Source organism: Bradyrhizobium arachidis, from assembly GCF_024758505.1.
Lineage (GTDB): Bacteria > Pseudomonadota > Alphaproteobacteria > Rhizobiales > Xanthobacteraceae > Bradyrhizobium > Bradyrhizobium manausense_C.
In genome coordinates this window covers 3716344-3740895 of the sequence record NZ_CP077970.1, presented here as the reverse complement: position 1 = coordinate 3740895, position 24552 = coordinate 3716344, and the positions used below count along the sequence as shown (strand labels likewise).

General features: G+C 63.7%; 22 protein-coding genes and 2 tRNA genes. 7 read left to right on the top strand and 17 right to left on the bottom strand.

Annotated elements, in window-relative coordinates; translation table 11 throughout:
* Window positions 1-38 precede the first annotated feature (38 nt).
* The 6 genes from KUF59_RS16905 to KUF59_RS16880 all read right to left on the bottom strand — a co-directional run bounded on the left by KUF59_RS16905 (window position 39) and on the right by KUF59_RS16880 (window position 4785).
* Window positions 39-1382 (bottom strand): RtcB family protein, encoded by a 1344-nt coding sequence (locus KUF59_RS16905; RefSeq protein ID WP_212458321.1) that lies wholly within the window; start codon window positions 1380-1382, stop codon window positions 39-41.
* 94 nt (window positions 1383-1476) lie between these two features.
* Window positions 1477-2061 (bottom strand): 2OG-Fe(II) oxygenase, encoded by a 585-nt coding sequence (locus KUF59_RS16900; RefSeq protein WP_212458320.1) that lies wholly within the window; start codon window positions 2059-2061, stop codon window positions 1477-1479.
* A gap of 64 nt (window positions 2062-2125) precedes the next feature.
* Window positions 2126-3277 carry a slipin family protein gene (locus KUF59_RS16895; RefSeq protein WP_212458319.1) on the bottom strand — a complete coding sequence of 384 codons (1152 nt, stop codon included), beginning with the start codon at window positions 3275-3277 and terminating at the stop codon, window positions 2126-2128.
* Window positions 3278-3612: 335 nt separating this feature from the next.
* Window positions 3613-3680 (bottom strand) — tRNA-Gln (locus KUF59_RS16890).
* A gap of 4 nt (window positions 3681-3684) precedes the next feature.
* Window positions 3685-3757: transfer RNA gene (locus tag KUF59_RS16885), tRNA-Phe, on the bottom strand.
* A gap of 194 nt (window positions 3758-3951) precedes the next feature.
* Window positions 3952-4785 (bottom strand): LysR family transcriptional regulator, encoded by an 834-nt coding sequence (locus tag KUF59_RS16880; RefSeq protein ID WP_212458571.1) that lies wholly within the window; start codon window positions 4783-4785, stop codon window positions 3952-3954.
* Window positions 4786-4913: 128 nt separating this feature from the next.
* Between KUF59_RS16880 and KUF59_RS16875 the strand changes: the two genes are divergently transcribed.
* Complete coding sequence (locus KUF59_RS16875) at window positions 4914-5507, top strand: cysteine hydrolase family protein (RefSeq protein WP_212458318.1); 594 nt, start codon at window positions 4914-4916, stop codon at window positions 5505-5507.
* Between the two features lie 12 nt (window positions 5508-5519).
* Window positions 5520-6149, top strand: coding sequence for a glutathione binding-like protein (locus KUF59_RS16870; protein WP_212458317.1), 630 nt, complete (start codon window positions 5520-5522; stop codon window positions 6147-6149).
* A 9-nt stretch (window positions 6150-6158) separates the two neighbouring features.
* Here the strand turns inward: KUF59_RS16870 and KUF59_RS16865 are convergent, their stop codons facing one another.
* Window positions 6159-7313 (bottom strand): tlde1 domain-containing protein, encoded by a 1155-nt coding sequence (locus KUF59_RS16865; protein ID WP_212458316.1) that lies wholly within the window; start codon window positions 7311-7313, stop codon window positions 6159-6161.
* A gap of 217 nt (window positions 7314-7530) precedes the next feature.
* Window positions 7531-8226, bottom strand: a complete 696-nt coding sequence (locus tag KUF59_RS16860; protein ID WP_212458315.1) for a DUF899 family protein — start codon at window positions 8224-8226, stop codon at window positions 7531-7533.
* A gap of 234 nt (window positions 8227-8460) precedes the next feature.
* Here KUF59_RS16860 and KUF59_RS16855 point away from each other — a divergent pair, with 234 nt between their 5' ends.
* Together KUF59_RS16855 and KUF59_RS16850 are read left to right on the top strand one after the other, a co-directional pair.
* Complete coding sequence (locus tag KUF59_RS16855) at window positions 8461-8982, top strand: FecR domain-containing protein (RefSeq protein WP_212458314.1); 522 nt, start codon at window positions 8461-8463, stop codon at window positions 8980-8982.
* A gap of 41 nt (window positions 8983-9023) precedes the next feature.
* The gene (locus tag KUF59_RS16850; protein WP_212458313.1) at window positions 9024-10913 is read left to right on the top strand and encodes a CHASE2 domain-containing protein; all 1890 of its coding nucleotides are present in this window, start codon (window positions 9024-9026) and stop codon (window positions 10911-10913) included.
* Between the two features lie 8 nt (window positions 10914-10921).
* Here the strand turns inward: KUF59_RS16850 and KUF59_RS16845 are convergent, their stop codons facing one another.
* The 4 genes from KUF59_RS16845 to KUF59_RS16830 form a co-directional block, all read right to left on the bottom strand.
* On the bottom strand, window positions 10922-12427 hold the full coding sequence (locus KUF59_RS16845; protein WP_212458312.1) for a glycosyltransferase family 39 protein: 1506 nt from the start codon (window positions 12425-12427) through the stop codon (window positions 10922-10924).
* 18 nt (window positions 12428-12445) lie between these two features.
* Complete coding sequence (locus KUF59_RS16840) at window positions 12446-13588, bottom strand: glycosyltransferase family 2 protein (protein ID WP_212458311.1); 1143 nt, start codon at window positions 13586-13588, stop codon at window positions 12446-12448.
* Between the two features lie 241 nt (window positions 13589-13829).
* A complete protein-coding gene (locus tag KUF59_RS16835) occupies window positions 13830-14036 on the bottom strand; it encodes a hypothetical protein (protein WP_212458310.1) in 207 nt (68 codons plus the stop codon).
* A 97-nt stretch (window positions 14037-14133) separates the two neighbouring features.
* Window positions 14134-14493: a hypothetical protein gene (locus KUF59_RS16830; protein ID WP_212458309.1), complete on the bottom strand. Its 360-nt coding sequence runs from the start codon at window positions 14491-14493 to the stop codon at window positions 14134-14136.
* A gap of 114 nt (window positions 14494-14607) precedes the next feature.
* Between KUF59_RS16830 and KUF59_RS16825 the strand changes: the two genes are divergently transcribed.
* Window positions 14608-15432 (top strand): DUF72 domain-containing protein, encoded by an 825-nt coding sequence (locus tag KUF59_RS16825; protein ID WP_212458308.1) that lies wholly within the window; start codon window positions 14608-14610, stop codon window positions 15430-15432.
* A gap of 268 nt (window positions 15433-15700) precedes the next feature.
* On the opposite strand, the gene KUF59_RS16820 is transcribed toward KUF59_RS16825, so the two are convergent.
* The 4 genes from KUF59_RS16820 to KUF59_RS16805 form a co-directional block, all read right to left on the bottom strand.
* Complete coding sequence (locus KUF59_RS16820) at window positions 15701-17290, bottom strand: adenylate/guanylate cyclase domain-containing protein (RefSeq protein ID WP_212458307.1); 1590 nt, start codon at window positions 17288-17290, stop codon at window positions 15701-15703.
* Window positions 17287-20115 (bottom strand): PAS-domain containing protein, encoded by a 2829-nt coding sequence (locus KUF59_RS16815; RefSeq protein ID WP_258769703.1) that lies wholly within the window; start codon window positions 20113-20115, stop codon window positions 17287-17289. The genes KUF59_RS16820 and KUF59_RS16815 overlap by 4 nt, the downstream gene beginning before the upstream one ends.
* Window positions 20116-20210: 95 nt before the next feature.
* Window positions 20211-21350 (bottom strand): FIST signal transduction protein, encoded by a 1140-nt coding sequence (locus tag KUF59_RS16810; RefSeq protein ID WP_212458305.1) that lies wholly within the window; start codon window positions 21348-21350, stop codon window positions 20211-20213.
* A gap of 42 nt (window positions 21351-21392) precedes the next feature.
* Window positions 21393-21767 carry a response regulator gene (locus tag KUF59_RS16805; RefSeq protein WP_212458304.1) on the bottom strand — a complete coding sequence of 125 codons (375 nt, stop codon included), beginning with the start codon at window positions 21765-21767 and terminating at the stop codon, window positions 21393-21395.
* Between the two features lie 431 nt (window positions 21768-22198).
* Between KUF59_RS16805 and KUF59_RS16800 the strand changes: the two genes are divergently transcribed.
* Window positions 22199-22588 carry a hypothetical protein gene (locus KUF59_RS16800; RefSeq protein ID WP_212458303.1) on the top strand — a complete coding sequence of 130 codons (390 nt, stop codon included), beginning with the start codon at window positions 22199-22201 and terminating at the stop codon, window positions 22586-22588.
* A 269-nt stretch (window positions 22589-22857) separates the two neighbouring features.
* Here KUF59_RS16800 and KUF59_RS16795 read toward each other — a convergent pair whose 3' ends face one another.
* Window positions 22858-23829: a Bug family tripartite tricarboxylate transporter substrate binding protein gene (locus tag KUF59_RS16795; protein WP_212458302.1), complete on the bottom strand. Its 972-nt coding sequence runs from the start codon at window positions 23827-23829 to the stop codon at window positions 22858-22860.
* A 165-nt stretch (window positions 23830-23994) separates the two neighbouring features.
* Between KUF59_RS16795 and KUF59_RS16790 the strand changes: the two genes are divergently transcribed.
* Window positions 23995-24459: a DUF488 domain-containing protein gene (locus tag KUF59_RS16790; RefSeq protein ID WP_212458301.1), complete on the top strand. Its 465-nt coding sequence runs from the start codon at window positions 23995-23997 to the stop codon at window positions 24457-24459.
* Window positions 24460-24552: the final 93 nt, after the last annotated feature.

The window sequence follows — 24552 nt, the reverse complement described above, 5'->3', positions numbered from 1 at the left end:
GGGCCGCCTGTGGGCGGCCCTTCCTGATTCATGCACCCTCACCCGCGCTTGCGCCAAGGCGCCTCGGCTTCCCAATCGCCGGCCATGATTGAGCCGTACGGGATCACCTCATCAATCACCTCGCCGAGACCGTACTTCGTGATCTGCGAACGCACGGAAGCGGCGTTCTTGTAGGCCTGCGGCAGCTCTGACAGGTCGGGTTTGCCGCAGTAGAAACGAGCGTCAATTCCAGCCGGAAGCTGCGGCTTGTTCTCGCGCAGGAAGGCCTTGCGTCCAACGTTGCGCCCGGCTCCATGGGGAGCGAAGCCGAGCGCACTCCTGTTATCCCTATGCCTGAGGATCAGGACGGGCTCCGCCATGTTGAGCGGCACGAGGGTGCGCCCGTCGTCGTCCTCCGAGAAGCCGGCCCAGCTCGGGGTGGCTCCCTTTCCGTGATAGAAAAGACCATCTGCCTTCCGGAACACGAAGTTGTGCTCGTTCCAGAAACGATCAGCGATCGCATTGCCGAGGCGCGCGGCCGTGAGATCGTGAATCGCGATGTGATTGGCTTTGGTCCAGCCCCGCACGATCTGCAACGCCTCCCAATAGGCTCGTCCGTCATCGCTCGATGCCTTGATCCAGGCGTTGTGGTTCGGGACCTTCGGCGCGTGGATCGCGGTATGCTTCCTCGCAACCGCCATTCCGCGCTTGTAGACTTGAGCGCCGAGACCACGGGAGCCATGATGCGTCACCAGCGCCACATGGCCCGTCGACTTGAGATGGCCGACGAACGCAAAGTGGTTGCCGTCGCCCTGGGTGGCGAAGTGACCGATCGCAAACCGCTCGAGCCCTTTCAGGAAGGGATTACGATCGAACCCCGCCATCACCTCGTCAGGCGGCATGCGGATTCCGTCGCGGCCGCCTGGACCGAAATGCGTGACATCGTGAACGGCATCGAGAACCCGCTTCGGATCATCCCTACGGCCGAACACCGTGATGGCGACCGAGCAGCAGATGTCGGAGGAGTGGAAGCCGGGATGGATCGCGTCGTCGCATGCGACGACGCCGCCAACCGGGATGGTTCCGAGTGCTGTCCCTGACGGACAGGCGTCAGGCATCACGGCGCCAGCCATGATGGTCGGCACGCGCATCAACGCATCCATGTGCTGGGCCACCGCCGTGACGTTGGCGCGTTCCACCTCGTTCTCCGCCTCGATCAGCATCGAGAACGGAATGCCGTTCGTCCGCATCAGCGTTTCGATCGGCTGCAAGGTCTGAAGAGCGATGAAGATCGCATCGTCGTCCGCGCCGCCGGCACGCATGGCGTTGGCGGTCTCCAGGGCGTCCCTGAACCAGCGGCCCGGTGCAAAACCCCAGGCGATCAGCGTGTTTCCGTCAATCATTTTGGGACACTCCGGTAAATTCGATCCAAGCTTCAGTTGCGTCTTGCCGCAACTGCGTTCATGTGGTGAAGAGCCGCCCTTGGGCGGCCCTTCGTCATGTCGCCGCGACGCGACGGTACATCACATCCGTTCGCAGCACGTATTTGCGCCCCGCCACGACGGGATCGCCGCGATGCACGATCGGATGATGGAACAGAAGTCCCATCCCCATCGCCGGCGTGATGCGAATGGGCCGGCCGAGGCTGGAGCCATTGTCGCTGAACGACGTCGCGCCGCCCTCGTAGTCGTCGTTCAGATAGACCATGAACGTGAAGAAGCTGCGTTCTCCGTTCGGCCGCTGGAAATAGCCGTCGCGATGCCAGTCGAACTGCTGCCCGACATCGTAACGGTACAGACGGAGCCGCTCGTTGAACCCGACCGGGGTCCATGTTCTCTCGAATCTCGGCGCCAGTTCACCGGAGAGCTTCCGATAGAGCGCAAGCGCTCGCTCCGGATCATCAATCATGACCCGGTCGTTGTTGCGCACGTCCTTCATCAGGATCATGCCCCTGGACGTGGTGATGGGGGCTTCTTCGAAGCCGGTCGCTTCACCCAGCCGGACATAGTCCTCGCATTCGGCTGCCGAGAGGAAACCGGCGATCGTGGCGATGTTGTCCGCGCTCCAATAAATTTCAGCCATAGTGGCCTCCTAACGTATATTCTCCCTCAATGAAGGGCCGCCCGTGGGCGGCCCTTCTTAGGTCTCACGCGCTCTCGGGCGCCTTCAGGCGCACGAGCCGGGTCAAGAGGGCATCGAGGCCCTCGCCGTCGCCGGCATGGAGGTCGATGCGGCCGACCTTCTCGACCAGCCGCTCCAGCGACTCCAGCTCCTTGAGCCGCAGCAGCAGGGGGTTCTCCTCCATCAGGCGGGCGGTGTTGAGAAGCGAACGCGTCGCCGCGGTCTCTTCCTGCCGGCGGATCAGGTTCGCCTTGGCGACCCGCTCCGCCTCCACCACCTTGTTGACGAGCTCACGGATCTCGCCGGGCAGGATCACGTCCTTCACGCCGAGTTCCGTCACCTCGACGCCAGACTCCGCGACGCGTGCGCGCACATAGTCGCGCAGCTCCGCATCCAGCGCTGCCTTCGCAGACAGCACCTCGTCCAGCGTGCGGCCGGCCACCGCCTCGCGGATCGCGAACTGCACCAGGCGGTACAGCCACGCATCCACGTCGGGCACGGTCGCAACCGTCCGCTCGGGATCGACCACCCGGCGGAACGCCGTCAGCGTCACCCGCAGCGCGATGCGATCCTTGGTCAGCATCTCCTGCGCCGTGATCTCGACCGCCTGGGGCCGCAGGTCGAGGCGCTTGACCTCGATCTTGCGACCGACGGTCCAGAAAGCGTGCCGGCCAGGCGCGAGCCGCTCCACGAGCCGACCCTCGACATAGAGCAGGCCCGCTTCGTGGTTCTCGACCACCGCTTCCATCGAGATGGTCGCACGGTTGCGCTCGATCATGGCCAGGTGCCGCGCACCGATCCGGGGATCGCTGGACACATCGATGCGCTCGACATCGATGCGGGTCGCGACCTTCCAGTAGACGCGGATCTGCCAGGGCGTGAGCAGGTGTACGGGCCGGCCATCGAGGCTGACGATGGCAACCTCGTCAGCCCCGGTCTCGACCGCCTCGAACAGCTCGGCGGCGAGATCGGGCCGCGCGGCCTTCAGCACCGCATAGCGATCCGCGGGGAATTCGCTGCGGACCACGTTCAGCACTTCGGCCTTCAACTCATGCAGGGGATCGAACAGGCGATGCCGGCCGGGCGCGAGCACGCGCACGAGCAGCCCATTGCGCGTCAGCAATGCACGCTCGCCATCCTTCACCGTCACGTTCAGCGTCAGCAAATGCCAACTCATGGCACGCCTCCTTCATTTGCGCCCGGCCGGATGCCGGGCAACAGGTTTCGTTTGCAAAAGACGTGAGGACGCGGACGACGCTTCCTGAAAAAATCGGCGGGCCGAGGCTTGAGCCTGCGCGATGACGGGCGCACGCGCGCGATCACGCGACAAAGGTCGCGTGGCCGTGCGGAGCTACCCGGCATCAGCGCAAGCGGTATCCACCGCGGCGCGAAGCCGGTCTCACAGTGTCTAGGTTCGGACGGAAAGCCTTTCGGCAAAACGGCCGGACTGCGACTGAAGCGCGCGTCCGGTCCTCGTCAGAGGAATCAGCTTTTCAGGCTGAAACGGAGCGCTTGGAGCGGGATTCGAACCCGCGACCCGATGATTTCAACGTCACCTGCTCTACCCAACTGAGCTATCCTTTGTGGGACAAGAGACCGGAATCGAACCGATGCCTTCGGGTGTTCAGCCCGACGCTCTCCATGAGCTACATCCTGCTTTTGTCCTTCGTTCGGCGGAACACGACACCGGAAGCCGGTACGCGCCAGCCGGGATCTCAGAGAGCCCGGACACATGGCCTAGCGAAGGAGCGCGCTAATAGACGAAGCACGTCCGGGTTGCAAGGGGGGTGCCGCAAGATTTTTCGTCGCTCATCTTGCGCTGTGACGCGATCGTCACACCGCGGCATCGCCTCAACTGCGCGACATGTCCTGGAAACACGCCCTCACCCAGTCGATCGTCACGCGGGTCGCAGGATCGCGCTTGAGGTGATTTTGCACGAGCAGCCAGGCGTCGCGCCGTTTCGGCAGCAGCGTGGCGCGCAGGCGACGATCCCCGAGCAGATCCTCGCAAACGTACTCCGGCAGCACGCCGGCGGCCTGATGCGCGCGGATCAGGTTGCGGATGACGCGAACATTGTCGGTGACGCAGCGCGCGCGGGCTTGCTTGGTACGCAGAAATTGCATCTCGGGAGTGGCCCCGAGTTCGTCCGGATAGACGCACAGCGTCGGCTCGCCCTCGGTCGCAACAGGCTCGAAATAATAGAGGCGGATGTCGCCGAGCCTGGAGATCGCGAAGTCGCCCTTGTCGGGCTTGCGGAGCCGGATGGCGAGATCGGCCTCCCAGCGCGAAAACTTGACGTTCTCGCTCGAGGTGAGGAATTGCAGCGTCAGGCCGGGATTGGCGCGCAGGAAGTCGCTCGCGCGCGGCGACAACACCTCCTCGGCGACCGTGTTGGTGGTGGCGATGCGCAGGCGTCCCACCGGACCTGCCAGGCTTTGACCGACGCGCCCGATCTCGGCGGCGTGTGTGGCCATCGCTTCGACATGCGCCAGTACCGCCTCGCATTGCCGAGTCGGCCTGCGGACGCCGTCGGCGGCCTCGAACAGACGTAAGCCGAGCGCACGCTCGATCCGCGACAGCCTGCGCCCGACCGTGGTTTCGTCGATGCGCAGCCGCGCGCTGGCGCCGGCGTAAGTACCCTCGTCCCTGACGGCAGCGATGATGCGCAGATCGTCCCAGTTCATTGCAGCGAGGTTATACCGGCCGGGGGTAACCTGCAATATCGCAGCCACCCGCTGCAATATCCCTGCATATTGGCAGGCATTCTCGGGACTATGTTTGTCGCGCCTCTTACCCCGGAGATTTCCAGACCATGACGACCGCAAAGACCCTGCTGCAGTTCGCCGGCGCCGATCTCAACCCGCCGCGTCTTGGCGACGCCGCACTGGTTCTGATCGATATCCAGAACGAATATCTCGCAGGTCCCCTTGCCTTGCCCGGCGCCCGGCCCGCGATCGCACGCGTGGCTGCGCTCCTGGCACGGGCACGCGAGAGTAAAGCCGCGATCATCCATATCGCCCATTGCGGCAAGGCCGGCAGCCTGTTCGATCGTGGTGCCGACCGCGGCGCCATCGTCGCCGAGCTGAGCCCCCGTACCGGCGAGTTGGTGATCGAGAAGGAGCTACCCAATGCCTTTGCCGGCACCGATTTGCAGGCGCGCCTTGCCGCGACCGGCAAGAAGAACATCGTCCTGGCCGGCTTCATGACGCATATGTGCGTCAGCTCCACGGCGCGCGCCGCGCTCGACCTCGGCTTTCGCACGACTGTTGACGCCGACGCCTGCGCCACGCGCGACCTGCCCGACGGCCTCGGCGGCACGCTGGACGCCCGGACCATCCACGAGGTTGCACTCGCCGAGCTATCCGACCGCTTCGCGATCATCGCGCGCGGCGATGCGCTGAAATGACGGAGCAACGCGATGCTGCAACTCTATTTCTCGCCGATGGCCTGCTCGCTTGCAAGCCGCATCGCGCTGATGGAGGCCGGCCTCGATGCGCGTTATCATCAGGTGCATCTCTTGACCAAGAAGGTCGTGGACGACGAGAGCGATTTTCGCGACCTTTCGTCGAAGGGCGCGGTGCCGGTCCTGGTGCTGGAAAACGGCGAGCGGCTGACCGAATGCGCGGCGGTGCTGCAATTCATCGCCGACGTGAATCCTGAGCGTGACCTCGCACCGCCAGCTGGCGATACAGATCGCTACCGGCTTCACGAATGGCTGAGCTTCATCGGCGCCGAGATCCACAAGGCGTTCCTGTTTCCGACCTTCTGGTACAAGGACGATGGCTCGCTCGCCAAACCGCGCGCGAGGATCGCGCAGACATTGTCGGTACCATCTGCACATCTTGCCGGCCGCGAATTCCTCGTCGGCAACAGCTTCACCGTCGCGGATGCGTATCTCACCTGGGCCTTGCTGATGCTTCGTCCCGCAGGTGTCGACATCGCGCAATGGCCGTCGTTGTCGGCCTATCTCGAACGCATGCAGGCGCGGCCTGCCGTGCGGGAGGCGATCGCGACGGAGACGGCGTTACGGAAAAGTGTAGCGGCCTGAAACGCGGGTCTACTCGACCCGCGCCAGCACGGCGAGCTTGCGGATGCCCTTGTTGCGATACGCGTCGAGGAAGGCGTAGTAGTCCTTGAACGACACGCAGCCGTTGGAATCGCCGTTCGGCCCGAGCATGAAGGTGTGAGCGAGCAGACCGTCACGGCCGAAGATCGCGCTCTCGCCACCGATCGGCGTCAGCCGCAGCGCCGGCACGCCGTGGAACAGCGCTTCGCGCGGCTTCAGCGTGTAGATGTGCGGTGGCGTCACGCCGCGCATCCGCTGGTTGGACGAGCGCGGATTGTCGAGGTTGGCGCCGAGGCCCGAATGCGCCTCGAGCCTGGTTCCGTCAGGCAGGTAAACCATCTTCGCTGTGATGTCGTAGACCGCGGTCTCGCGATCGTAGGGCGGCGCGCCGCCGAGCATCGGATTCTGCTCCTTCGGCGCGATGCTCGCGGTGATGCTGGCATCTGCCGACGCATAGGCGAGCAACCCACCTGACGGCCCGCGCTTGCCCCAGAGTTTTTCGACCATCGAATGCCTGTCGTTGGAGGCGATCGACAGCACCGCCGCCTTGGCGCGCTCCGCGAGGGATTTCGGCTTCGCCTCCGGCGCGCGCGCGGTCTGCGCGGGTTCGTTGAGCGCGACCTGCGTCGGCGCATCGGCGCCGCGCTTGGCCTTGGCGGCATCGGCGATCTTCGCGGGACCCTGGGCCTTCGGCGCTTCCGCGACCTTGGCAGCTTCAGCGGGCTTCGCGGTGTCTTTGGCGTCGGCAATCTTCGTGGCCGGCGCGGCGCTGGCTGCGTTCGATTCCACGCTCTGCGCCGCGGCGGCGGCAAAGCGCTCGTTGAACATTTCGCGGCTTATGGGTGCGGCGACCTGCAAGCGATCGGGGAGAAGTGCGAACACTTCCTTCACCGCCGCGCCCGCCTCGCGCATCGCGACCTTGGGGGCGCGCTTGATCACGGGCTCGTCGTCGACAGCGGCTCCGAGCGTCGGATAGGGGCTCGACGCGATGACGTTGCTGTACACGGTCCAGCCGCAGCCCAGCACGAGGGCGCCGATCGCGGCGGCGCCTACGATGTTTTGGGAGCTAGCTTTCCGGGAAGACTTCCGAGAATTCTTCTTGGACTTCCGTGCCGCGTTACTTTGCGCAGCGATACTCGTACTCATTCGCCTTGCGTCCAGGACGGTGTCACTCAGTCCCCCTTCAAGTGCCGCTGGTCACGTTCCAGTCTGCATCTCGCAGGAGGTCGGAGCGTCATTAAGGCGACTTTTAGTTAAATGCGGATTAAGTTCGGGCGGATCTAGGGCAACTCGTTAACGTTGTCTCAATTTGGGAAAAAGCCCGCAAAATCACGGGCTTACCCCTCGTTCCGCGGCACGATCTTCAGTAGCCAAGCTTGGGGTACCAGTCGTTGCCGCGCCCTTCCGGTGTGGTGTCCAAAATTGTCCAAAGTGGGTCCATGTCGGGCGCGCCGCGTGGGTCCTGACCGGGATCGGCCGTGTCCATTCCCATCTCGCCGGACCAGAAGTGGCGGATCCTGCCACCGCGCTTGGTGAAGACGCTGTAGCCCGGCATGTCGGCGTCAACAGCGCTCACATAATCCCGCGTGTAGTCGCCGGCCGTGTCGGAATAGATCTTGTGGCGCGTCCAGCCGCGCGCCTTCTTCGCTGCAATCAGCCGCGCGATCGGCGAGCGCGCCACGAAGGCGAACGCAACGCGCTGCTCGATGTCGGGAAGCTTTGCCTCCCACGTGCTCATGAACGACGTGCACATCGGACAGGGTTGCTCGCGCTGCGCCCCGAACATGTAGCTGTAGACGACGAGCGTCTGCCTGTCGCCGAACAGCTCGGCAAACGCAGCTTGTCCGCGCTCGCCTTCGAACACATAGGCTTTCGTCACCTCGCCGCCTTCAGGCAGCGCTCTTCGCAATTCTGCGACGCGCTCGATCTGGCGACGGAGTTCGATCTCCTCCACGAGCAGCGCCTGCCGCGCGCGGCGATAATCGGCGCTTTCGTTGGGATGACGCGTTCGGTTGGTGCTGGCGAGCTCTGCAGCGGGCTTCAAAACTGGACTGCTCATGGGTCACCTCGTCTGTTTCATTCTTTACAAGACGATCCTCGAATGACCGTTCCGACGCCGACCTCGCATGAAATTCGATCGCGGGTCGAAGACCCCAGGCAGCTTCAAAAGCCCGCAGAAGGACATAGGTCCGTACATATTGCCGTCGAAAGGGTGCTTTTCACCCAGGGTTGCACATGATACGGTGCCGTATCACGATGATTTGAGTATGCCGAGCGCTGAATGGAGGCTTCCATGATCAAGGCCGCATGCGCGGGATTCGTCGTTTTGACGTCACTTTGTCTCACGTTCACGCCGGTCGCGGCGCAGCCCGCCAGTCTCGGCTGCACATCGAGCCCGTCGTCCAACGCAACCCAGACATTGCGTTGCGACAATGGGATCACAATCGTCGCCGAAAGCGGCGCCAGATTTGAACTTAAAGACAATAATCGCGACGGACATATCGACTCCATCGAATTGAGCAGCAAGGCCTTGTTAGTCGAAGTTCCCAAGAAGCCGGGCGGCAATCGTTTCAAGGTGCTGACACCGCAGGCGATCGCAGCCGTGCGCGGCACCAGATGGGCGGTCGACGCCTCCGACGGCAAGACAGCCGTGTTCGTCGCCGACGGACGCGTTGCGGTCGGCCGCCGCGCCGGCGGGAAGTCTGTCACGCTTGGCGTTGGCGAAGGCGTCGATGTCGAAGGTCCTGGTGCGCTGGTCGTCAAGCGCTGGGGCGCGCCGCGTGTTGCGGCCTTGATGGCAAGACTCGGACAATAGGACTCGGACAATAGGTCTCGGACGAACACTAGAACGAGCGGATGAGTAAGCGTCGTTTCCATAGTCTGATCGCGCTCGCATTGACGGCGCTGTGGGGCGTCGGCGTTTACGTCGGCCACGCCACGGGCCATTTGCGTTTCCTCGATCGCCTCGAGGCGCCGTTGACCGATCTGCGCACGCTGGTCCGCGGCGTGAAGACGCCGCCCGATCTCGTCACCATCGTCGCCATCGACGACACCGTCGTGAAGCGCGGCGGCCATTTCCCGCTCGCGCGCAGCGATCTGGCGCGCGTCGTCGAGGCGATTGCAAAGTTCGAACCAAAACTCATCGCGATCGATCTGTTGCTGGTGGATCGCGGTTCTGCGGGCGACGACGAATTGCTCGCGAAATCACTCGCCGCGAGGCCGACGGTGCTCGCCGCCGCCGCAATCTTCCCGGAAGCGATCGAAGCCGTCGATGCGGGCAATCAGGACGCGCTCGCGAGCCTGCCGCAGGCCGAGCGCTTCCTGCTGCCGCTTCCCGCCTTTGCTGATCACGCCGACGTCGGCATCGTCAACGTCGCGACCGGATCGCCGCTGTCGATCCCGATGCTGTTCCGCACGCGCGACAAGGTCGAGCTGTCGTTTCCGTTGCGAGTGGCGACGCGCGCGCTCGACAAGCCGCTGACCGTGGCGCCGGATCATCTCTCGATCGGCGATCACACGGTCGCAACCGATGCCGGCTATGCGCTGCCGATCACCTATTACGGCCCTCGCCGCACGATCCGCACCGTCAGCGCCCAAGCCGTGTTCGACGGCACCCTCGACCGCAAGGCGATCCAGAACCGGGTCGTGGTGATCGGCGCGGCGGTCGCCGGCGGCGGAGACTTCTTCCCGACGCCGTTCGATTCCCTGATGCCGGGCGTGGAGGTGATCTCGACCGCGATCACGCATCTGATGGCCGGTGACGGCATCTTGCATGACCGCAAGGTTCGCATCACTGAGGCGATCATGGTGATCATGCTGCCGATGTTGCTGGTCGCTCTCCTGGCATGGCGGCGCAGCGCGATCGGCCTCATCGCGGCCACCGCCGTGTTTCTGGCCTGGGCCGCATTGAACGTGTTTGCCTTCACCCACGGCGTCTGGCTGAACGCGGCGACCACGCTAGCGGCGACGGTGCCGCCGGTTGCGATCTTTTCCGCCGTGCAGCTCTGGGCCGGTGGACGCAGGACCCAGTATTTTGCCGCGCGAAGCCGACTGCTCGCGCAATTCCAGGCGCCCGCCGTCCAGGAATGGCTGGCGCAAGACCCGGATTTCCTGCTGAAGCCAGTCCGGCAGAACGCCGCGATCGTCTTCATCGACCTCTCCGGATTCACCTCGCTCAGCGAAGACCTCGATCCGGACGAGCTTCGCGACCTCCTCAAGGAGCTGCACGCGCTGGTCGACCGGGAGGCCTCGGCTTGCGGCGGCACGATCACCGGCTTTCTCGGCGACGGTGCGATGATCCTGTTCGGCCTGCCGCGGCAGGCACCTGACGACGCCGCGCGCGCCGTCGAATGCTGCGCCCGGCTCTATCAGATGGTCGAGCGCTGGATCGCATTGCTGCCGCGCGAAATCGGGGACCGGATCGGCTTCAAGATCGGCGCACATTTCGGAACGATCGTGGCTTCGCGCCTCGGCGGCCGCAGCCACGCCCACATCACCGCAACCGGCGATACCGTGAACGTGGCGAGCCGGCTGATGGAAGTCGCCGCCCAGCACGGCGCGAGCCTGGCGTTGAGCGATATATTGCTGAATGAAGCCGGCCGAAGCCGAGGGGCGCTGGCGGAGGGACGCCTCACCGGCCCCCTGCAGACCCAGATCCGCGGCCGGACCGGCGAGCTCACCGTCTGGTTCTGGCGCAGTGCGCCTCAAGCAACCCAAGCGATCGCCGAGCCCGACACCGTGAACTGACGGATCGCTTACTTCTGCAGTTCCGGCGGCGGCGAACGGTCCAGAACGTCACGCTTGGCGCCCTCGAGCAGATCGATGCTGTAGGTCTCGATGACGAGCGGTCCGCGCTTGCGCGTCAATTCGGCGACGCGGCTCACCTGCCAGAAGATATCGTTGAGGAACGGACGTCCGTCGGCACGCAGCTCGTCGACATAGAGCGCCTTGCCGGCGAGCAGTTTCGGATCCGGCTCGGGCATGTTGATCCAGCGGATGCGCTGGGATTGCTGTTGCACGCAAGTACCGCGCGGCAGGTAGAACGCAAGCCAGGACGTCGTACCGTAATCCGGCGCCAGAATGCAGGTCGCGCCGGTCCGCGCGCGCACCGCCTCGATCTCATTGGCAAGCTCGCGCCAGCCGACGCCGACGCTGCGCACGGTGGCGTCGCGGCGATAGCCCGACAGCACGCCGGTATTCGCCTGCACGATGAGCGCCGCGAACATCACGATGCCGACCGGCGCGGCCCAGCGCAGGCAGAAGTCGACGGTACGCCGCTCGCGCGGCTTCCATTGCGCGATGTTGGCGGCCGCTGCGGCTGCGACCACGAAGGCCGGATAGATCGGCGCGAACCAGTTGGCTTCGACCCGGGCGTGCAAGGAGTGCCAGACGAAATAGCCAACGATGACCCAGACCATCGTGTTGATCAGCACGCGCGAGGCCGAGGCGCCGACCTTGCGCCAGAGCAGCGCATGAAGCCCCATGACGCCGAGGATGAAGACCAAGGGCGTTGCGAACGCGATCTGGGTTGGAATCAGCTCGGCGATGAAGACGGGACGAAAATCCTCGATCCGCGCGCGGCCGAACTGCTTCAGGAACGAGACCCATTGATGGTCTGCGTTCCACAGGATCACCGGAGAGAAGACCGCAAGGGCGACGATGCCGCCTAGATAGGGCCATGGCGAGAGGAACCAGCGCCGCAGCTTTGGCACGGCGATGAGCCAGATCAGGATCGCAACGCCGAAGAACAGCGCGGTATACTTTGACAGCAGCGCGAGCCCGACGGCGGCGCCGACCGCGAGCCACCAGGCACCGCGACCCGTCTCAAGAACCTTCGCCAGGAACAACAGCACGAAGCTCGAGGCCACCAGCAGCGGCGAATCGGGCGTGACGATGAGCGTGCCGACTGCCGCCATCAGCGTGACGTTGAGCAGGATCGCGGCGGTCGCCGCGACGCGCGCGCCGCCGAACAGGATCGCGGCCGCGCGGTACACCGCATAGCTCATGGGCAGCGCGAGCAGGATCGAGACCAGGCGAACGCCGAACTCGGTATCGCCTCCAATCAGGGTGCCGGCGCGAATGACGTAGGCCACCATCGGCGGGTGGTCGTAATAGCCCCCGGCGAGGTTGTTCGACCACATCCAGTAGTAGGCTTCGTCGAAGGTGATCGGCGTGTAGGCGGCCGCAACGAGCCGCAAGCCAACCAGCGCGAGGATCGTGAGCGCGGTGTTGCGGACGATCCGCGCGTCAGCCCCACCCATATCAGGTCCCTCGGCGCACTATCGCTTGCGCCAGACGAACAGTCCGGACATCGCGTAGTTCCACACCACGCCCATCAACGCGCCGGCCATGCCGGCAAGCCACCAGATCGGCTCCTGGTCGTAGACCGAGAAGGCAACGCCGACATTGGCGAACAGGCCGACGCTGCAGACGATGTAGAAGGCGATGAGGCCGCGGAGGATCGCAAACCCCTTCAGCCGCTGATCGCGATAGGTGAGGAAGTTGTTGAGAATGAAATTGCTGGTCATGGCGACGAGCGCGCCGGCAGCCTGCGCCTCCGCGAACGGCTCCTTGAATACCTCCAGCGAGATGAACAGCGTCGTGAGGTGCACCACGAGGCCGATCGAGCCGACCATCGCAAACAACAGGAAGCGCAGCGACACCGCGTCGTTGGTGAGTTTTGCGAGCACCAGGCCGAGAAAGTCCAGCGCGACCATGGAGTCGAGCTTGCTCTCGCCATGCTGGCGTTCGCCGAACGTGTAGGGAATTTCCACCGCGCGAAGGCCGCCATGGGCGCTGGCGACGACATCGAGCAAAATCTTGAAGCCATGGACGGAGAGTTTTGGCGCCAGCTCCCCGAAACGGTCGGTGCGGATCATGAAGAAGCCGCTCATGGGATCGGCGATCTCGACCTGGAGCACCTTCTTGGCGACTTCGGTAGCAAGCTGGCTGGCGCCCGCGCGCTGCTTGTTAAAACCTTCGTTCTTGTAGCCTTCGATGTAGCGGCTGCCGACGACGAGATCCGCCTGCCCGCTCCTGAGCAGCGCGAGCATTTTTGGCAGTTGCGCCTCGTCGTGCTGGAGGTCGGCATCGATCACAGCCGCATAGGGCGCGCTGGAGGCCAAAATGCCCTCGATGCAGGCGCCCGACAGGCCGCGCCGGCCGATGCGGCGGATGCAGCGCACCCGGCTGTCGTGCTGGGCCAGGCTCCGCACCACATCGAAGGTGCCGTCGGGCGAGTTGTCGTCGACGAAGATGGCTTCCCAGGCCACGCCCTGCAGCGTCGCCTCGAGCCGCCGATAGAGGACGGTGACGTTATCGCGCTCGTTGAAGGTGGGCACGATCACCGAAAGCTCGGGCGACCGCGGAGACGGCTGCGGGGCCTGCGGGCTTTCGGGGCCCGGTCTGATCGCTTCATTCATGACGGCAGCGTATATCCGCCGCGTCCTGCGATGCCAAGTCGGGGTTTTTGGCCGGGGTTTTTGTGGGAAAGCCGCCAAAAGCGGCCCTAAAATGCCAACGACCCCGGAACAGGGGCGCGCGTACATCCGGCGCAGCCGAGCTATTCCAAGGTCGTCCCAGCGCCGGAGTTTTTCGCTCAACGTCGCCGTTGGTAGTTAGATAGGGAGCCTCCCGGCCGTCCGCAAGGGGGTGGTTCAAGCCTTACTGGTTCGGAACTTCCCGGATCACCGGCCCGCGCGGGGCCGGCGCGGCGGGCGCAGGCGCTACGGCGGCCGGCGCTGACTGCTCGGCCTTCGCGGGCTTGGCCGGCTTGCCGATCTGCCCGATCGGCCCGAAAACGATGGCAACCGCAAGAACGATCGCCGCGACGATCGCACCAAAAATGCCTCCGACCGATTCAGACGACATGCGGGCCTATTCCTGTTCCGAGTGAGGGCAGTGATACCATGGAAGAATGCGCAGCCGGAAGGGCCTGGGGCCGCGACGGTTAATGGGGGCGAATGGCTTATCGCGTCGGCGGCCTGTGCTTCACGTAAGCCGTCACGACGTCCTTCTGCGCCGATTCGACCGCCCTGTTCGCGGTGGCGAGATGCGCGCTGGAATCGATGTTCGGATACTGCGTCGTCAGATAATCGAGCAGCGTCACCCGGTAATTCTGTCGCTCCGAGGGACAGGCGCTGGCGACCGAGCGGGAAAAATCCTGCTCCGAGAGGCCCTGGTTGCTGTCGCGCGAATATTCCCGCGCCAGGCACTTCCAATAATAGTCCCTGCCCTGCATCGCCAGCTTCTGCGCGCCCGCATCATCGTCATCGGCGATGGCGGCAGATGTCATCATGACCAGAACAGCTGCGATCAGCATCCGCATCTTGTTCTCCTTTTTTCGCGGTCCCACTGTGCAGCTTAGACGGGACGTCGCAACTGGCCAATCACTTCTCGTTTGAATAGGATGAAGCCCCTCCCCCTCGCGCGAGATCCTCCCGTGGCCAAAGCAAAAACCGCGACTGCAATATCCGGCAACATCTATATCGGCATCGGGGGCTGGACGTTTGAGCCCTGGCGCGGCGTGTTCTATCCGGAGAAGCTCACGCAGGCCAAGGAGCTGTCGTATGCGGCTTCAAAGCTGACCTCGATCGAAATCAACGGCACCTATTACGGCTCGCAGAAGCCGGAGAGCTTTCGCAAATGGGCAAGCGAGGTGCCCGACGGGTTCGTCTTCTCCGTCAAGGGACCGCGCTTTGCCACCAACCGTCGCGTGCTCGCGGAAGCCGGCGACTCCATCAAGCGTTTCTACGATTCCGGCGTGCTGGAATTGCGCGACCGGCTCGGACCCGTGCTCTGGCAATTCGCGCCGACCAAGAAGTTCGACGGCGCCGACTTTGGCAAATTCCTGGAACTGCTGCCGCGCAAGATCGACGGCCGCGCGTTGCGCCACGTCGTCGAGGTGCGCCATGACAGCTTTTGCACGCCTGATTTCGTGGCGCTGATACGGGAGTTCGAGACGCCGGTGGTGTTTGCCGAGCACGGCAAATATCCGGCAATATCAGATGTCGCCAGCGACTTCGTCTATGCACGGCTGCAGAAGGGCAATGACGAGCTGAAGACCTGCTATCCGCCGAAGGAGCTCGACGCCTGGGGCAAGCGGTTTCAGGCCTGGGCAGCGGGAAGTGAACCCGACGACCTGCCGAAGGTCGACAAGGCGAAGCCCAAGAAGGAGCCGCGCGACGTGTTCGCCTATGTCATCCACGAGGGCAAGGTGCGCGCTCCCGCCGGCGCCATGGAGCTGATCGAGCGCGTGAAGTCGTGACCTGATTGGGCCGACCAGGGCGTACACTCATGAGTCCGGGACTGTCCGCCTTCGGGCCGTGAGCGGACCAAGACCGGGCAACGCGCGGATGCCCGCATGCGGGCCCAAAGCCGACGCGAGACCAAATAACCGGTGACGCGGGACCCGATTGCGATCACCATCATCGGCCGGTGAGCCCTGTGTTCACCAAGTGCTCGCTATTTGCCTGAAAAGATCAGCACCTTCTGAAGGAGCAAGCCTGCCGGCGCCGGCGCGGGGGGACGCGCATCTAGATCCGACTCAAGAAAAACGTCTCCAGTTTGCCTTTGCCCTTCACCTCAACGCTGCCGCGTGGCTCCAGCGCGAAGGGACCGACGAGGTGGCAGGCTATATCCTGGGACACATGGATTCGATTGGGTAGAGAATAGGCCTCGAGCCGGCTGGCGACATTTACGGTATCTCCCCACACGTCGTAGATGAAGCGGTGCTCGCCGATGATGCCGGCGACCACAGGACCGGAATGTATGCCGATCCGGATTTGCAACGGCCAGCCGAAATGGTCGTTGACGATGCCTAGCCGGTCAATCATGCCGAGCGCCATTGTCGCGATCGCTGCGACCGGATCGGGGTTCGGGTCGGGCAAGCCGGCGACGGCCATGTAGGCATCGCCGATGGTCTTGATCTTCTCGACACCGAGCTCGCGGGCAAGCGCATCGAACTCCGAGAACAGCCGGTTCAGATACTCGACCATCGCTGCAGGCGTGACCCGTGCCGAGTGCTCGGTGAAGCCCACCAGATCGGCGAACAGAACGCTCACACCCTCGAAGCGGTCGGCGATCATGGCTTCGCCCTGGTTCAGGCGGCCTATCACTTTCCTTGGCAGGATGGTCAACAGCAGCCGCTCGAATTTGGCGGTCTCATCCTCGATGCGGCGAAGGTACTTCTGCTCGCGGTCGCGCCAGCGCTTCTTGTGCAGGCAAGCATTGATCCGCGCGCGCAGCAGGACCGGATCGAACGGCTTCGGCAGATAATCCTCGGCCCCGGCCTCGATGCAGCGGACGGCGCTCTCGGTCTCAGCCAGGGCCGTGATCATGATAACCGGGATGCGGCGCAGCCGCTCGTCGGCCTTCATGCGCACGAGCACCTCAAACCCGTTGATATCGGGCATCATCAAATCAAGCAGGACGAGGTCGAACTCATCGTCGGCGAGCGCCTGCAGCGCCTGTTGACCGCTGGCCACAGAAGCGACGCGGTGGCCTTCGCGGATCAGTCGGCGCGACAGGAGATCGCGGTTGGCCTCGATATCATCCACGACGAGAATGGAGCCGGTTTCGCTGACAGTATTCGGCTCATGCTGGATTGGCCCGAGGCTGCGCATCAAGTCGCTAACAATGACCGCACCGGTCCGATCGGAGGCCAAACGCGTCTCCTCGACATCGACCGAGAATCGCACGATGCGATCAAGACGCAGCAGCAAGTCGGTGGCCGCCACCAGCAGGCGGTCGAGATCTGCACGCAGTGAGCTGCTTGATAAATCAGCTACATCCTCGCGCAGCATCTCGCCATAGCCCTTGATCGCGTTGAGCGGCGTGCGCAATTCGTGACGCAGCTCCTGCTCTTGCGTGGCGGCGGCTGAGCCAGGCGGGCTCTTGGCGCGATCGCCCTCCACCATCCGGTCGACCTTGCCGGCGAGATCCCGGGCAGCGGCGAGGATACGGTTCAGATCGGGGAGGACGTCCGGGCTCCCCTTCCGCGACGCCTCCTCGTGCACGATCTCTGCATAGCCGAGCAAGGCGTTGACCGGGGACAACAGTTCCTGGCGAAGGTGGGCCAGCTGGATGCGCCCGGCGCGCACGCTGTCGGTGTCAACGATGCTCATGGCCGATCCGGACTCGCGCGCCGGACGTGCCGGGGTACCAGCTCGTCGAGCGCCGCCAGCACAGCCTTGCCACTATATTCGCCCTTGTGCACCAAATGCTGTACCTGGCCGTTGAGGCGCGCGCGATCCTCAGCGGTCAGTGTCTTTGCGGTGACGACGATGACCGGGATGCGCCGCCAGCGGGATTCAGCGCGCAGCCGCGCGATGAACTCGAACCCATCCATTTCGGGCATCATGAGATCGAGCAGAATTGCGTCAGGTAAAGCCTCCCTCAAACACTCGAGACCAACCCGACCATTCTCTGCTAGAGTGACCGTGCAATCGATCTGCCGCAAGGCGCGCCCCATCAGCTCACTGGTCGGAGCGTCATCCTCGACTATCAGCACCTGCCGTGCCGCGCCCCTCGGGCAGCACTTGTCCACTGCACGAACCAGTCTGTCGCGATCGATCGGCTTCACCAGGTAGTCGGCGGCGCCGAGCGAGAAGCCAATGCCCTGGTTATCTACGATCGTAACCATGATCACGGGAATTTCGGCGAGTCCGGCATCTTCCTTCATGGCGCTGAGTACGGCCCAGCCATCCATGTGCGGCATCAGAGCGTCGAGCGTGACAACATCGGGCCGCAGCGTGCGGGCGAGCTTCATCGCCTCTTCGCCATTGGCAGCCAAGCGAACGGCGTAACCACCGCGTTGCAGGTGTCGGCGCAGCAGCTCCCGCGCGTTGGGATCATCGTCGACTACGAGAACGATCGGCGCACGCTCGGGCTCGGCGACCTGCGGACGCTCGGAACGCTTCTCTGCCGCCAAGCCCGCGGCGTCCGATGCAGCGCGCGTCACCGCCGGCAGGCGAACCACGAAGGTCGTCCCCTTACCGGCCGCGCTGATCAGCGTCACATCGCCGCCCATCAGCCGGCAGAAGCTCTTGGTGATGGCGAGGCCCAACCCGGTGCCGCCGTAGGCGCGGGTCGTGGAGGCATCGGCCTGGGTGAAGGCCTCGAACACCTTAGCCTGCTGATCTGGCGTCATGCCGATACCGGTATCGCGCACCTGGAACTCGACCCAGTCGAGGGCTTCGTCCATATCACGGAGCACGGTCAGCGTGATCGTCCCGTTCCGTGTGAACTTGCAGGCATTGCTGAGAAGGTTGAACAGGGTCTGCCGCACCTTGGTCAGATCGCTGTGCATCGTGCCGACCTCGTCGGCGCAGTTCACCACGAGCGCGTTGCCATTCTTCCTGGCGAGCGGGGTGATGGTCGCTGCGACGCTATCAATCATGGGCCGCAGCTCGAAGGTCTCAAGATAGAGCGTCATCTTGCCGGCCTCGATCTTGGAAAGATCGAGGATGTTGTCGATCAGGCCGAGCAGATGCTTGCCGGCATCCTGGATCTTGCGCAGGTCCGCCATTTCCGATTCGCGCCCGGCGCTCTGGGCGTCCTCGAACAGTATCTCGCTGTAGCCGATGATCGCATTCAAGGGCGTGCGCAGCTCGTGGCTCATGCTGGCGACGAAGTTTGACTTCGCGCGGGTCGCCTGCTCGCTCGCCCAGATCGCCTTGTGCAGCTCGCCTTCCATGCGCTTGCGGTCGCTGATATCGGCAAGGCCGTTGATCATCGCCGGGCGCCCCTCGAACTGGACGCGCTGCGACGCTATCAGCGCCCAGAACTCCTCGCCCCCAGCCCGCTTGAGCAGCATCTCCATGCTCTCCACATGGCCGCGCTCGGTGAGCGCGTCGATGAAGTGCTCGCGATGCTGCGGGTCTGCGTAGAAGGTTTTGGCTTGCAGGCCCAGGGCGGACGAACCTTCGAGCTCGAACATTTCGCTGAAGCGTTTATTGGCATACCGGATGATCCCGTCATCGAAGGTGACGATCGCCACCGCCATCGGCGCGGCCTCGGCAATGACACGCAGCCGCTGCTCGCTCTCCTGGATCGCCTGTTCGGCCTGCTTCACGTCGGTGATATCGGTGTAAGTCGCGACCGTGCCGCCGTCGTCGGTTTTGCGCTCGTTGATCTGAATCCAGCGCCCGTCGGAGCGGTGTTGTATATGCGTGCCCCTGGGATTGCGATGCCGCGCCAGACGTTCGGCGATCCAGGCCTCGACGCGCCCCTCCGCGTCGGGGATCTCGCCGCTCGCGGTCGCGTTGCGGAGGATCGCTTCGAACGATACGCCTTGTTTCACGACATCGATGCTGCCGGTGCCGTGCATGTCCCGGTACCGCCGGTTGTATATCACCAGCTTGTCGTCGGCGTCGTAAAGCGAGAAACCCTCTGAGATGCTCTCGATCGCGTCGACGAGCCGGCGCTGTGCCGCCGTTGCCTTGTCGCGCGCAGCAGCCAACTCCTCCTCTCGCCGTTTGATTTCAGTCACGTCCGTGAACACGCCTACAGTGCCGCCATCCTGAGTCTTGCGCTCGCTGATCTGGATCCAGCGACCGTCCCATTGGTGATGCAGAAACGGCCCTCCGGGGTTGCGATGTCGAGCAAGTCTTTGCTCGATCCATTCTTGAGGTCGTGCAGCTGCATCAGGCACGATTCCACGCTCGACCACGGTCTTGATCAAACGCTCGAACTCCAGCCCTAGCCGCATAAGATCGGCCAGCCCCGGGTAGAGCTCGCGATAGCGCGAGTTACACAGCACCATGCGATCACTTGCGTCGAACAGGAAAAAGCCTTCCGAGATGCTCTCGAGCGCGTCGGTCAGCCGAGTCTGGGCCCGCGCAGCCTTGTCGTGCGCTTCCGACAGCTCCTTCGAGCTCAGCTCCTGAGAGCGCTCGACCATCGCCCGATCGCTATCGAAATCGGTGTATGCGGAATCGACGGCTGCCACGAAAGACTGCAACGCAGCCGGTACTTCTCCCTCGACACCGAGGTGCTTTCTGAGCTGGCGTCGTAGCAGCCTGTGCATCGGTGCCCTGTGACCGTTCAGTCCTCGGCGAAAGTTGTGATGGTCATGGTTTGATTGTGCAGGCGGCACTCGCCACCGTGCATGAAGGGGGAAAGCTCGCCGTACGAGTAGAAGCCGGAAATCTTCGTATCCCTTCCAAAGACATCTCGGATTGCCTCGATTTCCTCTTCGGTGCGCTGCTTCATCACAAGCTTGCGACCGACACAGCTCACTAGAATTGCCAGATCTGGTCGCCTGTCGCCCAGCCCGCTGAGGCTGGCCTTGGCGGCGGCCGTTGCGCCGTCGACCAGATCGTCAACGTTGGTCTTCATCAACTGTGCCGTTCCACCCTGTGGGATGTCGCCTGCGAACGTCATCGACTTGTTCTGCTCGTCCACGGACAGGACTGTCCGGACGACACCTTGGCCGCCCTTTGCCTCGGTAACCAGGATTGGAAAGAGCAAGGCTGAGCTTGGCAACTGGTCGGCGTGCGGGCCTAGGTACGATTTATAGAGATCGAGCGCTGACCCCCCGTCCAGCTCATAGAGGATGTTTCCCTCGGCCCGGGTGATGGTGCGCAGCGGCCCAAATGGCTGCCAGCCGCCCATCGATCCGTAGCCAATGCGCAAGTCGTCGCCATACAGACCAACCGCGGCTACGCGCTGGGGACCCGCGCCGCCGTCGGCAATGACCCAGGTCTCGGCAAAATTGGTTCCGTCTCCGGAAAGGCCGCCGGTGATCGACACGCCTTCCGAGACGCTGCCCGCGAGACCGTGCGCCAGGTCGGAGCCATTGACGTGCAAGCCGTCCGAAAGCACGAACACATGACGCAGTGAGGCGTCGTTCAACTGCTGCGCGAGCTCCTTGCCGACGTCGTAGCTCGCCTTCGCCTCACCAATCGTGGCAGAGGCGGAGCGGAGTCGCGTATGGTCGAAGTCGACAATGGTGGCAATCATCGAGTCGTCGACGACCACGTCGCCGGCAATCTCGCCGGAAGTCGAGCAACCAAGCATGGCGGCCCCTTTGAAGTGGTCGCGCAGTTCGCCCACGAGCTCACCTGCCTGCATCAGTGATCTAGCGCCGAAAACGAACACGACACTTTGTCGTCCGACTTCGCCAGCAGGCAAATTCGGCCGCCACCCGTCACTCTTGGACCATTTGTACTGAGCCGTTTTCATGGGTTGTTTCCTCTCGTCACCTGTCCGGAACTTGTAGATCGTCTATTGTCCCGCAGCTGCGAGTAGCGTTTCGATCTTTCCCAGCAGCCTCTTCAGCTCGATCGGCTTTGTGTCGTAGTCGTCGCAGCCGGCCTCGAGGGCCTTGTCCCGGTCGGTCGCCATGGCGTGCGCCGTCAGCGCGATGATGGGGATTTTGCGCAGCTCAGGCGTGGCCTTGATCTGGCGCGTCGCCTCCCAACCGTCGATCACCGGCAGGCTCATGTCCATCAAGATGAGATCGGGCCTGTCGCTTGTGGCCATTGCCACGCCGCGCGCTCCGTCCTCGGCAATGGTGACCTCGTAGCCGCCACGCACCAGACGCCGCGAGAGCATGTCGCGGTTCATCTCGTTGTCTTCGATGAGCAAAATTTTGGGCATTGCACAGCCTCGAACTGGACTGTGAGCACTGCTTGCCGGGACAACCTCGGCCTCAATAGACGCCCGAAAATTCAACCCTAGCACTCAAGCCTGCCTGTCGCATCACGAAAAACGGTGGCTGGTGGCGGCGACAGAAGAATTCCAAGAGTTCTATAAGATCATACCGCCTCCAATGCGGTGTGGTTCTGCGTGTAGCAAGGAGAGCTCGTCATTCAAGACTGAGCGTAAGCGGGACTGCCCTAAGTCGGCAGCCGCATTAGGCTAAACGTGTGATGTCACCTACTTGCCCCCAAGGCAGCCACCCGTTGCGCGCTACGCTTTGCGCCATCGAACCGGCTTCTTGCGTCCCAGCGGCATCGTTCTAGCGGCGCGGCCGGATTTCGGATATCACCCCCCATCCGCCCTTTTTGAATCTCGCCGAGGAATCTAAAATGGCAGGAATGCAAGCTGGGCTTGTTGTAATGACAGCGTTGCTGCTGTCAGGTTCTGTCGCCGAGGCACAGCAGGCGGGCAAGCCCTGCGCCGGCGACATCAAGACACTGTGTGCCGGCATTCAGCCCGGTGAAGGCCGGATCAAGGCCTGCATAGAATCGCATTTAACCGTCCTATCGCCAACCTGCGAAGACCGCGTGCTCACGGTGGCGGTGACCGGAAAGGTATGCAAGACCGATGTTGCGAAGCTGTGTGCCGGTATTGTTCCCGGCACCGGCGGTATCAGAGCCTGCATAAAATCGCACATGGCAGAGGTGAGCGATTCCTGCAGGGATGCGATGTCTCAGGCAGCAGCGGGCAAGAAAGTCTTTGGGCGTGGGGATCTTTAGAAATCGTTGTCCGCGAGCACGCCCCACCGGCGGTGAAGCGCTCACTACAATGAGCTGGCCTTAACGATGCAACGCAGGAGACCGCCATGCTCCGATAGTTGCAGGGTCTCTGACGTCGGCTTTTGGCGAAAGGACGACATGCATCAATGCCGGCTTCAACGTCGCCTTCCGAGAGCAAAGCGGACCTGACGGGCTTATGAGTCCACGCCCTCGTCCAGCAAGGGACGACACCCGGCCGAGTCTACGAAGGAAGCCTCTGCCGTCCCTTCCTAATCCAACTTGATCCCGGCGTCGCGAATGAGCCTGGTCCAGCTCGCATGCTCCGTCGCGACAAAGGCCTCCAGCCCCTCCGGTCTGTCCCACGCCTCGCCGCCGGTCTTGTCGAACCGTTCCGTCAGCTCCGGCAGCACGGCGCGGATGTCGTCGCGCAATTTGGCGACCACGGCGGGCGGTGTTTTCGCCGGCACGAAGATGGCGAGCCAGGAATCGACGTCGAGCCCGGTCACGCCCGCCTCCGACATCGTGGGAACGTCGGGCGCAAGCCGGCTGCGCTTCGACGACAGCACGGCAAGGCCCCGCGCCTGTCCCGATTGCACATATGGCAGGCCGGCTGCGATGGAATCGAAGAACAAGTCGACACGGCCGGCCAGGAGATCGGTGAATGCCTGCGGCGAGCTCTTGTAGGGCACCTCCAGCAGTTTGACGCCGGCGGCCTTCATGAAGGCGGCCGCGACGAGCTGCTGGCCGGTGCCGACACCGGCCGTCGCGACGGTGATCGAGCCGGGCTTTTCCTTCGCCGCAGCGACGATCGCCTTCACATCGGCCTGGGCTAAGTCCTTGCGGCCGACCATCACATAGCCGAAGCGATAGACCATCGCGACCGGTACGAAATCGCGGAGCGGATCGTAGGCGAGATTGGAATAGAGCGCCGAATTGAAGGCCATGTTGGAGAGTCCGCCGACCACGAGCGTGTAACCGTCCGCCGCGCTTTGCGCGGCCGCCTGCGTTCCCACGACCGTGCCCGCGCCGGGCTTGTTCTCGACAAAGAAGGATTGGCCTGAGCGTTTCGACAGGGCATCGGCCAGCGCGCGCCCAACCAGGTCGTAGCTGCCACCGGGGCCGATCGGAACGATGATCTTCACGGGGCGTTCCGGATAGCTGGTCTGCGCCTGGATCGGCGCCGTGCCGAGAGTGAACGCGACGGCGATTGCCGCCAATCGTTGGCCTGCCCCGATCATCATGCCCTCCGCCCTCACGGCCGGTTCGACCGGCTCTGGCGTGAACTATGCAGTATCTCGGCGGTGGCAGCAACGCGAGGGACCTGCGGCAACATAACCTCGGCGGTTATGGCGAGCGTGCCGGAGATGACGTAACCTTTCGGGAGAGCAACTCACGCGGAAGACCACATGGCGCGCAAGGCAAATCGTCTCTTCACCATCGGCTACGAACAGACGCCGCCGCGTGCGGTGCTGGACGAGCTCGAACACGCCGGCGTCAAGCTTTTGGTCGACGTGCGCGCCGTGACTTCGTCGCGTCGGCCGGGCTTTTCCAAGAAGCAGCTTGCCGCCGGCTTGGATGAGCGCGGCATCGCCTATGTGCATCTTGCAGCGCTCGGCACGCCCAAGGAAGGCCGCCTCGCCGCGCGCAGCGGCCAGTATGGCGTGCTCGAAAAGATCTATTCAAAGCACCTGAAGACGCCGCAGGCCAAGGAAGAGATGGACGAGCTCTCCGCGCTGGTGAAGAAGGCCGGCCCCGTCTGCCTGCTCTGCTACGAACGCGACCACACCCATTGCCATCGCCAGATGATCGCCGAGATCATCGAGGAGCGCGACGGGGTGACGGTGAAGAATTTGGCGGCGCCGCAGGTGTGATCGTCATTCCGGGGCGCGACGAAGTCGCGAACCCGGAATCCATTCATCCTCGGACTCCGCGGCCCGATGGATTCCGGGTTCGACGCTCCAGGC